Below are 10,103 nucleotides of genomic sequence, written 5' to 3'. Positions count from 1 at the left end.
ATGTAGATCGCTGACGCGATGAGGATGCCGACGCCGAGGAAGGTCCAGCGGTCAGGAAAGTCGCTGAAGAAATACCATCCGGCGAATGTCGCCATGACGATCTCGGTATAGGCCAGCGGCGCCAGCAGCGACGCCTCGGCATGGTCATAGGCCTTGATGATCAGGAAGTGCCCGCCATTGGCGATCAGTGACAGGAGCAGGAACAAGCCCCATTGCGCAGGCGTGGGCGTTTCCCAGACGAAGACCACGGCCATGCTCATGATGATGGCGCCCATGAGGGAGGTGTAGAAGGTCGTCACAATCGCCGGCGCCGAGCCTGCGATCTTGCGGGTCAGCAGCAGGTAGACCGCAAGCGAGGCGCCCGATGACAATGCCAGCAGGACGCCCGGGTTGAGCTCCTCGAAGCCCGGCCGGATGATGATCAGCGTCCCGGCGAAACCCACCGCCACGGCTGCCCAGCGCCGGATGCCGACGTGCTCGCCCAGCACCAGGGGCGACAGCAGGGTCACGATCAGTGGCTGCACGAAGAAGATCGCCAGCGTATCGGCAAGCGGAAGATAGTGCAGCGCCCAGAAGAAGAAGGCCGTGGCGGCGATCAAGAAGCAGGCGCGGGTGGCGTGCATCACCGGCATGTTGGGCACAAGGCCCTTCACGCCTGCGATCTTCAGCGCCAGCGGCATGGTCATCATGGCCCCAAAGAACAGCCTGGCCCAGACGATCTGCAGCACGGGAACACCCTGCTGGCCAAGGTATTTGGCGATCACGTCAAGGAACGGCAGCACGGCCATGGCCGTGATCATGAGGCCAATGCCGATCACGGGGCGATGCGATGCCGTCACAGCGGGCTTAAGCCTTCAGCCTGTCATTGGCCGGATCCCAGATCGACTCAGGGATGATGCGGGCCTTGCGGCGTTCGGTGAAGACAAGCACGTCGAACTCCGTGCCCGTGGCCGTCATCTCCGGCGGCACATAGGCGAAGGCCAGCGACTTTCCTGTCTTGTGGCCGAAGCCGCCAGACGTGGTGACACCGACAACCTTGTCCCCCGCATAAACGGGCTCATTGCCCACGCAATCCGAATCCGTGTTGTCGACCTCCATGTAGACCAGCTTCATGCGGGGGCCGCGCTGCTTGTTGGACAGCGTCGGGCCCTTGCCGATGAAGTCCTCCTTGTCGAGCCTGAGGAAGCGCTCCATCGAGGCCTCGATCATGTCGATCTCGGTGGTGAGTTCCGAGCCCCAGCCGCGATAGCCCTTCTCCATGCGCAGCGAATTCATCGCATAGGTGCCGAACAGCCGGATGCCATGCGGCTTTCCCGCGGCCATCAGCGCATCGAACACCTTGGGCATGCCGGCCATGGGCACATGCAATTCCCAGCCAAGCTCGCCCACATAGTTGACGCGGAGCAGCCGCACGCCATCCACACCCGCCACCGTGGCGGCCTTGCCGGTCAGCCAGCGGAAGGACGCGTTGGAAAGATCGGTCGCGGTGCACGGGCCCAGCACCTCACGCGCCAGCGGCCCGGCGAGGACGAGCACGCCATAGCCATCGGTCACGTCGGTGATCGTCACCTGCTCATCATCGCGCTTGCGCCAGTTCAACTGGTCGAGATCGTGCAACTGGGCAACGGCCGCTGACAGCACATAGAAATGATCCGCCGCAAGCCGCGTGACGGTGATTTCCGACTCGATGAAGCCATTGGCGTTGAGCAGGTGACCGAGGATGATACCGCCGTCCTTCGCCGGAATCTTGTTGGCGCAGATGCGCTCGAGGAAGGCATGGGCGTCCTTGCCCGTCACCTCGTATTTCGAGAAGGTAGAAAGGTCCATCAGCCCCACGCGCTCACGCACGGCCAGCGCCTCTTCCTTCACCGCATTCCACCAGTTGGAGCGCTTGTAGGAATAGGCCTCGCCTTCGCCGCTCTTGTCATACCAGCGCGGCCGTTCCCAGCCGAAGATCTGCGCGAACTGCGCGCCCTCAGCCTTGAGCGTGTCGTAAAGCGAAGACTTGCGCAGGCCGCGGCCCACCTGGTGCTGCTCGGCTGGCTTGTAGCAATAATACATGTGGTGATAGTCGGCGACGGAGACCTCCGCCGTATAGTCCTTGGTCGCCCAATTGCCGAAGCGGCGCGGATCAAACTCGCGCATGTTGATCTCGGCCTGGCCATGCACCATCCATTGCGCCAGATATTTGCCCGCACCGCCGCCCTGGCAGATGCCGATCGAGGCGCCGCAATGCATCCAGTAGTTCTTGGGGCCCGGCGCGGGGCCGGAGAGATAGACGCCATCCGGCGTGTGGGTGATGGCGCCGGAGATGATGGACTTCACCCCCGTCTGCCCGAACAGCGGCAGGCGCTCAGTGGCCTTCTCCAGCCACGGCATGATGCGGTCGAGTTCCGGTGCTTCAAGCTCGCTCTCGTAATCCCAGCGCGGCGGCTGGCCGTCCCAGCAGAGATGGGCGGTGGCCGTTTCGTAAGGTCCCACCAGCACGCCATTTGTTTCCTCGCGCAGGTAGGCATGGGAGTAGGGGTCGCGCACCACCGGCAGTTCCATCTTGAGGTCGATCAGCTCCTGCAGCGGCTCGGTGATCACGTAGTGGTGCAGCATGTTGGCGATGGGCACGTTGTGGCCGGTCCATGACCCCACCACGTCGCAATAGGAGCCCGCGGAATTCACCACATGCTCGCAGTCGATGGTGCCCTGCTCGGTGAAGACGCGCCATTCGCCGTTGGGCAGCAGCTTAATGTCCATCACCCGGTTGCGCCGGACGATCTCGGCGCCAAGCTGGCGCGCACCCGCCGCCATGGCATTGGTGATGTCGGCCGGGGCCACATGCCCGTCACTCACGGTGCGGAAGGCCGCCTTGACGCCAAAGGTCTCGAGATAGGGGTGATACTGCTTGATCTCGGAGGGCCCGATGATCTCGCACTCGTAACCGGCGAGCCGCGAGATGCCGTAGACGTATTTCAGCCAGTTCACCTCTTCATCCGTCGTGGCAAGCCGCAAGCCGCCGCAGCCATGCCATGAGACGGCCTGCCCGGTCAGCTTCTCGAGCTTCGGATAAAGCTCGGTGCCGTAGACATGCACCTTGGTCATGTTGAGGGAGCCGTTGAAGTGCGGGCACTGGCCCGCCGCATGCCAGGTGGAGCCGGAGGTCAACTCGCCCTTCTCGATCAGCACGATGTCCGACCAGCCTTCGAGCGCCAGATGGTAGAGGAGCCCAACGCCCATCACGCCACCGCCAACAATCACCACACGCGCATGCGACTTCATTTCAATCTCCGGAAGATAGGCCAACAGGATACATCGCGGTCCCGCCGCGGCTCAAGGTCCAGTCAATCCTCTTCAACCGTCCAAGGCTGATTTCAAGAGGAAATCGGGCAGGGGGTGGTGAGCTGAGCTCATCATCCACCATTCAGTTGCGGTTCATGACGGCTTTGGCACACTGGGCGTGTTCATCAGGGAGCATGCCATGAAGAAACTCGCCCTTGCCGCCCTCTGCCTCATCGGCCTTGCCGCACCCGCGTCTGCCACCTCCGGGCCGGGGTGCCTTTATGTCGTGAACGTGGCCAAGAACGATGCCCTCAACATGCGCGCCAGGCCTTCAGCTAATGCCCGCATCGTGGACGTGCTGGTGCCCGGCCGCCACGGCATCATCCACCTCGACGCCAAGTGCCGCCCGCTGGATGTGCCCTGGGCCAACCGCTGGTGCCCCGTCACCCATTACGATGGTGACGGCGTCACCAAGGGCTGGGTCAAGGCCCGCTTCGTGAGAGACAGTGACTGTCCGTAACGCGATCCTTATTCCTCTCCCCCACCGGGGGAGAGGGAAGGGTGAGGGGGTGCCTGCCACGCGTGATGACGACGGCTATTGGTTCGAACGAAAACTCAACTGATACACCCCGCGCGCTGAGAGACCCCCTCACCCCGCCCTCTCCCCCGGAGGGGGAGAGGGATATTTCGTTACAGTTTCTGCGCCTCGAACAGCATCAGCCCCGTGGCAATCGCCACGTTGAGGGATTCCGCCCCTCCCTTCATCGGAATGCGCACGAGAGTTGAGCATGCTGCCGAGGCCTCATCCGAGAGGCCGCGGCCCTCGCTGCCCATGACGATCAGCGTGGGGGCCTTGTAGACACGGCGATAGCTCTCCGTGGCCTTAAGGTGCGTGCCGACGCTCTCTCCCGGCCACTCCCGCAGCAGGTCGAGGAACGGTTTCTGCTCCAGTCTCACCAGCGGCATGGCGAAGATCGAGCCCATGGTGGCGCGCACGGCGTCGGGTGCGAAGGGGTCGCAGGATTGGCCAGCGAGGATGACGCCCGCCGCCCCCGCCGCATCCGCCGTACGGATGATGGTGCCGAGGTTGCCGGGGTCGCGCATGTCCTCCAGCGCCACCCACACGCCCTCGGGCTTCAGCGTGCCCCATTTCTGGCGGAACACACCGATGACGCCGGGCGGATTGCTCTGGGCGCTGATGGTCCCCATGATCTTCTCGTCCACCTTCATCAGCGCGGCCTTGCCCCAGGGCTCCGCATGACTGGTGGTGAGCAGATAGTCCGGCTCCCAGCCCTCATCCCGCGCGCGCTCCAGCACCTGGCGCCCCTCCGCCACGAACAACCCGGCCTCCTGCCGGTGTCTCTTTTCCGACAGAGACCGGATGAGCTTGAGAGTGGGGTTGTGCGGCGAGGTGATGGTGAGCATGGGGGTGTCATAGACCGTTATCGCGTGCTTTCGCAAAGGGGCCCTCATCCGGCCTTCGGCCACCTTCTCCCATCCTGCGGACGGGAGAAGGGAACTCTCACCACGAATCCCTTCTCCCGTCGCGATGCGATGGGAGAAGGTCCCCGAAGGGGGGATGAGGGCCTCTTTCCGCTGGCGGGAACCCCATGGTACAGTGACTCCCATGAACATCCTGCCCAACATCAAGACCGGCATCTCGGTCTGCCCGCATGACTGCCCCTCCACCTGTGCGCTGGAGGTCGAAGTCCTTGACGAACGCACCATCGGCCGGGTCCGTGGCGCGAAGGAGAACTCCTACACGCTCGGTGTCATCTGTGAAAAGGTCGGCCGCTATGCCGAGCGCATTCACCATCCGGACCGGCTGCTGCATCCCCTGAAGCGGAAAGGCCCCAAGGGCTCCGGCGAGTTCCAGCGCATCAGCTGGGACGATGCCATGGCGGAAACCGCGGAGGCCATGCTCAAGGCCGAGGCCGAACACGGCCCCACCGCCGTCTGGCCATATTATTACGCCGGCACCATGGGCTATGTGATGCGCGACGGCATCAACCGCCTGCGCCATGCCAAGGGCTACGCCAATATGGGAGACACCTTCTGCGTGGCGCTCTCCTGGTCCGGCTATCTCGCCGGCACGGGATCGATCTCCGGCGTCGACCCGCGCGAGATGCAGAAGTCCGATCTGATCGTGATCTGGGGCGGCAACCCGGTGAACACCCAGGTCAATGTGATGACGCACGCCATGATGGCGCGCAAGAACAGGGGCGCCAAGATCGCCTGCGTCGACATCTACGACACCGGCACCATGAAGCAGGCGGATGTGAAGATGCTGATCCGCCCCGGCACGGACGGCGCCCTCGCCTGTGCGGTGATGCATGTGCTGTTCCGCGACGGATATGCCGATTGGGCCTATCTTGAGAAATACACCGATGCGCCAAAGGAATTCGCCGCGCATCTGAAGGCCAGGACGCCCGAATGGGCCGCGAAGATCTGCGACATTCCCGCCGCCGAGATCGAGGCCTTCGCGGCACTCATCGGCCAGACCAAGCGCAGCTTCTTCCGCATCGGCTATGGCTTCACCCGCTCGCGCAACGGGGCGGCCAACATGCATGCCGTCTCCTGCATCCCGGCGGTGACGGGCGCATGGGCGCACGAGGGCGGCGGCGCGCTGCACTCCAACAGCGGCATGTATGGTATCAACAAGACCATGATCGAGGGGCTGGACGTGAGGAAGCCGGGCGTCCGCCTGCTCGACCAGAGCCGCATCGGCGCTGTGCTGCTGGGCGATCCCTATGATCTCGCCGGTGGACCGCCGGTCAAGATGCTGTTCGTGCAGAACACCAATCCGGCATCCGTCGCCCCGGACCAGACAAAGGTCAAGGCCGGGCTTGCGCGCGAGGACCTGTTCACCTGCGTGCATGAGCAGTTCATGACCGAAACGGCGAAATATGCCGATATCGTGCTGCCCGCCACCATGTTCCTGGAGCATGATGACATTTACCAGGGCGGAGGCCATTCGCACCTCATGCTCGGGCGCAAGCTCGTCGATGCGCCGGGCGAGTGCCGCAGCAACCATGACGTGATCTGCGATCTGGCGGCGCGCGTTGGCGCTGCTCATCCGGGCTTCGCGATGAGCCCGCGCGAATTGATCGACTGGACGCTCGTCAATTCGCGCCGTCCCGGCCTCGAAACGCTTGACGCGGAGAACTGGATTGACGTGATGCCGTCCTTCGAGAAGGCGCATTTCCTCTCGGGCTTCGGCCATGCGGATGGCAAGTTCCACTTCCGCGCAGACTGGCGCAAGGTGCGCTTCCGGGGCATGGACAAGCCGGTAGGCCCACTGGAAAAGCTCCCAGGCTTTCCCGACCATTGCGAGACGATCGAGGAGGCGACGGCGGACTATCCCTACCGCCTCGCCACCAGCCCGGCGCGTGCCTTTCTCAATTCCAGCTTCACCGAAACGCCGACATCGCAGAAGCGCGAGCAGCGTCCCACGGTATTCGTTCACCCCGGCGATCTGGTGGAACTCGGCCTGTCCGACGGCCAGAAGGTCAAGGTGGGCAGCGCGCGCGGTGTGGTGACCCTTCACGCCAAGGCCCACGCCGGACAGCGCCGCGGCGTTCTCATCGCCGAATCGATCTGGCCCAACAGCGCCTTCGAGGACGGCCAGGGAATCAACACCCTGACCGGCGCCGACCAACCCGCACCCAATGGCGGCGGGGCGTTCCATGACAACCGGGTGTGGATCAGGGCGGCCTGACAGAGCCCTCATCCGGCCTTCGGCCACCTTCTCCCATCCTGCGGACGGGAGAAGGGACTCGTGGTGAGATTTCCCTTCTCCCGTCGCGACGCGATGGGAGAAGGTGCCCGAAGGGCGGATGAGGGTCTCTCTCCACGAGTCCCGAGGTTGAAGCAGGCCCTCATCCGGCCTTCGGCCACCTTCTCCCATCCTGCGGACGGGAGAAGGGACTCGGGGTGAGATTTCCCTTCTCCCGTCCCGAAAGGGATGGGAGTAGGTGCCCGAAGGGCGGATGAGGGCCTCTGTCCACGAGTCTTGCCGCCTGAAAGAGCCCTCATCCGGCCTGTCGGCCACCTTCTCCCATTGCGTGCCGCAACGGGAGAAGGGACTCGTGGTAAGATTTCCCTTCTCCCGTCCCGAAGGGATGGGAGAAGGTGCCCGAAGGGCGGATGAGGGCCTCTGTCCGCGAGTCCGGTCTACGGCAGCCGCGCGATCCGCTCTGTCAGCAACCCGAAGAAGCCTTCCGCATCGACGCTCCGGATCACGGTTGCATTCTTCGGGCGCCGGGTGACGTGCCACCAGTCGATGACGGTTGCACCCATGGTGAGTTCCGACTCGCATTCGATGGCGACATTCACCAGCCGCCCCGAGAACAGTTCTGGCTTCAGCAGCCACGCGATCACGCACGGGTCGTGCAGCGGGCCGCCGTCGGTGCCGTATTTGTTTTCGTCGAAGCGCTCGAAGAAATCGAGCATCGCGGCCGTGGCGGGGCCGGAGTTGTTGGGCATGTTGCGGAAAGCCTCCACGCGCTTCTGCGTGGTCAGCGCCTGGTGGGTGCAGTCGAGCGGGATGAGCGTGATGGGGATGCCAGCGTCAAACACCAGCCGCGCCGCATGCGGATCGACATAGATGTTGAACTCGGCAGCGGGCGTCACGTTGCCTTGCTCGAAATAGCCGCCACCCATCGCCACGATCTGCTTGATGCGGCCCGCAATGCGCGGCTCGCGGACCAGCGCCAGGCCGATGTTCGTGAGAGGGCCCAGCGTGCAGAGCGTCACCGTGCCGGCAGGACGCGACATGAGCGTTTCAACGATGAAGTCGACCGCATGCTGTGTCTGCAGCGGCATCTGCGGATCGGGCAGCACGGGGCCATCGAGGCCGGTCTTGCCGTGGACTTCTTCCGCCGTCACCAGCGGGCGCAGCATGGGGCGGATGGCGCCGGAATAGACCTTGATGTCAGGCCGTCCCGCCAGCTCGCAGATCTTGCGCGCATTCACTTCAGTGAGGGCAAGCGGCACATTGCCGGCGACCGCCGTGATGCCCAGCACCTCGAACTCGGGCGAGGCCAGCGCCAGCAGGATGGCCACGGCATCGTCCTGGCCGGGATCGGTGTCGATGATGATGGGAAGCGGCTTCGTCATGTCTTGTCCTCGGAAATGATGCGGGTGGCCAGCAGGCTCAGCGCCTGTGGATAGATCCTGTGTTCCTGTTCGAGCACGCGCGCGCCCAGCGTCTCTGGCGTGTCATCCGCCAGCACCGGCACCTCCGCTTGCAGCAGAATGGGGCCACCGTCGAGTTCGGGTGTGACGAGGTGCACGCTGCAGCCATGAACCTTTGCCCCATCGGCCAATGCGCGTTCATGTGTATGGAGACCCTTGTAGGCGGGGAGCAGCGAGGGGTGGATATTGATCATCCGGCCGTCCCAGCTGGAAATGAAACCCGCCGTCAGCACCCGCATGAAGCCGGCGAGCGCAATGACCTCCACCTTCATGGCGCGAAGACAGGCGTCGAGTGCCGCTTCGAAAGCGTCGCGCGTGGCATAGGCCTTGTGGTCGATCAGCCTGGCGGGGATGCCATTGGCCGCAGCAAACTCGAGCCCCCTGGCATCGGCCTTGTTCGAGACCACGCAGACGATCTCCGCCGGATAGGCGGCTTCCCGCGCGGCGTTGACCAGCGCCATCATGTTGGATCCCCGCCCCGAGATCAGAACAGCGGTGCGCGCTCTTCTCATTTCACCGAAAGAGTGCCTGAAAGGGCGACCTGTTCTTCCCCGCCCTTGCGTTTGCGGATCGTGCCGAGGGTGACGACGCTCTCGCCTGATTTCTTCAGCGAGGCCGCGACCCGCTTCGCATCCTTGGCGGCAACGACCACGATCATGCCGATGCCGCAGTTGAAGGTGCGCAGCATTTCACGCTCGGCGACACCACCCACGCCCTGCAACCAGTCGAAGACCGGGGCATATGGCACCTGATCGAGGTCGATCTCCGCCACCGTGGCCTTCGGCAGTACGCGCGGAATATTCTCGATGAAGCCGCCGCCGGTGATGTGGGCCAGCGCCTTGATGGCGCCTGTTGCCCTGATGGCCTTCAGCACCGGCTTCACATAGATACGGGTGGGGGTGAGGAGGGCGTCCGCCAGCTTCTTCTTCCTGTCGAAGGGCGACGTGTCGGAATAAGCCACACCGCTCATCTCCACCAGCTTGCGCACCAGCGAATAGCCGTTGGAATGCGGGCCCGACGAGGCGAGCCCCAGGATCACGTCGCCCGGCTTCACGTCCTTGCGCGGCAACAGCTGCTTGCGCTCAGCCGCACCCACGGCAAACCCTGCGAGGTCATAATCGCCCCCATGATACATGCCCGGCATTTCCGCCGTTTCGCCGCCGATCAGCGCGCAGCCCGCCTGTTTGCAGCCGTCGGCGATGCCTGCGATTACCTCTGCAGCAGCCTTCACGTCCAGCTTGCCGGTGGCGTAATAGTCGAGGAAGAACAAGGGCTCCGCCCCCTGGACAACGAGATCGTTCACCGACATGGCGACGAGGTCGATGCCCACGCCATGGTGGCGGCCCGTCTCGATGGCGATGCGGAGCTTGGTGCCCACGCCGTCATTGGCCGCGACCAGCACCGGGTCCTTGAAGCCGCAGGCCTTGAGGTCGAACAGCCCGCCAAAGCCGCCCAGCGCCGAATCGGCCCCTTTGCGGCGCGTGGACTTGGCCAGCGGCTTGATCGCCTCCACCAGCGCGTTGCCGGCCGAGATGTCCACGCCGGCGTCGGCATAGCTCACGCCGTTTCCTGCTGCTTGTTTCGCTTTGCTCATGCCGCTAGTTTGCCCCAATTCTCTGGTGGGAGATGCCTGTCGC

8 protein-coding genes are annotated in these 10,103 nt (G+C 64.1%); 2 read left to right on the top strand and 6 right to left on the bottom strand.

The annotated features are described in order from the left end of the window. On the bottom strand, positions 1-839 hold an 839-nt coding region (locus ACILRA_RS01825), incomplete at its 3' end, for a DMT family transporter (protein ID WP_395660384.1). 7 nt (positions 840-846) lie between these two features. After that, positions 847-3,270 carry an FAD-dependent oxidoreductase gene (locus tag ACILRA_RS01820; protein WP_395660383.1) on the bottom strand — a complete coding sequence of 808 codons (2,424 nt, stop codon included), beginning with the start codon at positions 3,268-3,270 and terminating at the stop codon, positions 847-849. Between the two features lie 199 nt (positions 3,271-3,469). Here ACILRA_RS01820 and ACILRA_RS01815 point away from each other — a divergent pair, with 199 nt between their 5' ends. Beyond that, on the top strand, positions 3,470-3,790 hold the full coding sequence (locus ACILRA_RS01815) for an SH3 domain-containing protein (protein WP_395660382.1): 321 nt from the start codon (positions 3,470-3,472) through the stop codon (positions 3,788-3,790). 170 nt (positions 3,791-3,960) lie between these two features. Here the strand turns inward: ACILRA_RS01815 and ACILRA_RS01810 are convergent, their stop codons facing one another. Further along, the gene (locus ACILRA_RS01810; protein WP_395660381.1) at positions 3,961-4,695 is read right to left on the bottom strand and encodes a TrmH family RNA methyltransferase; all 735 of its coding nucleotides are present in this window, start codon (positions 4,693-4,695) and stop codon (positions 3,961-3,963) included. 202 nt (positions 4,696-4,897) lie between these two features. Here ACILRA_RS01810 and ACILRA_RS01805 point away from each other — a divergent pair, with 202 nt between their 5' ends. Then, complete coding sequence (locus ACILRA_RS01805; protein ID WP_395660380.1) at positions 4,898-6,988, top strand: molybdopterin-dependent oxidoreductase; 2,091 nt, start codon at positions 4,898-4,900, stop codon at positions 6,986-6,988. A gap of 455 nt (positions 6,989-7,443) precedes the next feature. Here ACILRA_RS01805 and ACILRA_RS01800 read toward each other — a convergent pair whose 3' ends face one another. Genes ACILRA_RS01800 through purM form a run of 3 tightly spaced genes read right to left on the bottom strand, consistent with a single transcriptional unit; the run spans position 7,444 to position 10,060 of the window. After that, positions 7,444-8,388 carry a nucleoside hydrolase gene (locus tag ACILRA_RS01800; RefSeq protein WP_395660379.1) on the bottom strand — a complete coding sequence of 315 codons (945 nt, stop codon included), beginning with the start codon at positions 8,386-8,388 and terminating at the stop codon, positions 7,444-7,446. Then, complete coding sequence (gene purN / locus ACILRA_RS01795) at positions 8,385-8,978, bottom strand: phosphoribosylglycinamide formyltransferase (protein ID WP_395660378.1); 594 nt, start codon at positions 8,976-8,978, stop codon at positions 8,385-8,387. Before purN ends, ACILRA_RS01800 begins: the two co-directional genes overlap by 4 nt. Then, positions 8,975-10,060, bottom strand: a complete 1,086-nt coding sequence (gene purM, locus ACILRA_RS01790) for a phosphoribosylformylglycinamidine cyclo-ligase (RefSeq protein ID WP_395660377.1) — start codon at positions 10,058-10,060, stop codon at positions 8,975-8,977. Before purM ends, purN begins: the two co-directional genes overlap by 4 nt. Positions 10,061-10,103: the final 43 nt, after the last annotated feature.

The sequence above is a fragment of the Aestuariivirga sp. genome, assembly GCF_044239095.1.
GTDB lineage: Bacteria > Pseudomonadota > Alphaproteobacteria > Rhizobiales > Aestuariivirgaceae > Aestuariivirga.
Note: the sequence above shows the minus strand (reverse complement) of the source record. Positions and strands in the feature narration are given on the sequence as shown.

Bases quoted from the DNA above. Each gene is read 5' to 3' on its own strand.
- ACILRA_RS01820 (WP_395660383.1), bottom strand. From the start codon at position 3,270: ATGAAGTCGCATGCGCGTGTGGTGATTGTTGGCGGTGGCGTGATGGGC.
- purM (WP_395660377.1), bottom strand. From the start codon at position 10,060: ATGAGCAAAGCGAAACAAGCAGCAGGAAACGGCGTGAGCTATGCCGAC.
- ACILRA_RS01810 (WP_395660381.1), bottom strand. From the start codon at position 4,695: ATGCTCACCATCACCTCGCCGCACAACCCCACTCTCAAGCTCATCCGG.
- purN (WP_395660378.1), bottom strand. From the start codon at position 8,978: ATGAGAAGAGCGCGCACCGCTGTTCTGATCTCGGGGCGGGGATCCAAC.
- ACILRA_RS01815 (WP_395660382.1), top strand. From the start codon at position 3,470: ATGAAGAAACTCGCCCTTGCCGCCCTCTGCCTCATCGGCCTTGCCGCA.
- ACILRA_RS01800 (WP_395660379.1), bottom strand. From the start codon at position 8,388: ATGACGAAGCCGCTTCCCATCATCATCGACACCGATCCCGGCCAGGAC.
- ACILRA_RS01805 (WP_395660380.1), top strand. From the start codon at position 4,898: ATGAACATCCTGCCCAACATCAAGACCGGCATCTCGGTCTGCCCGCAT.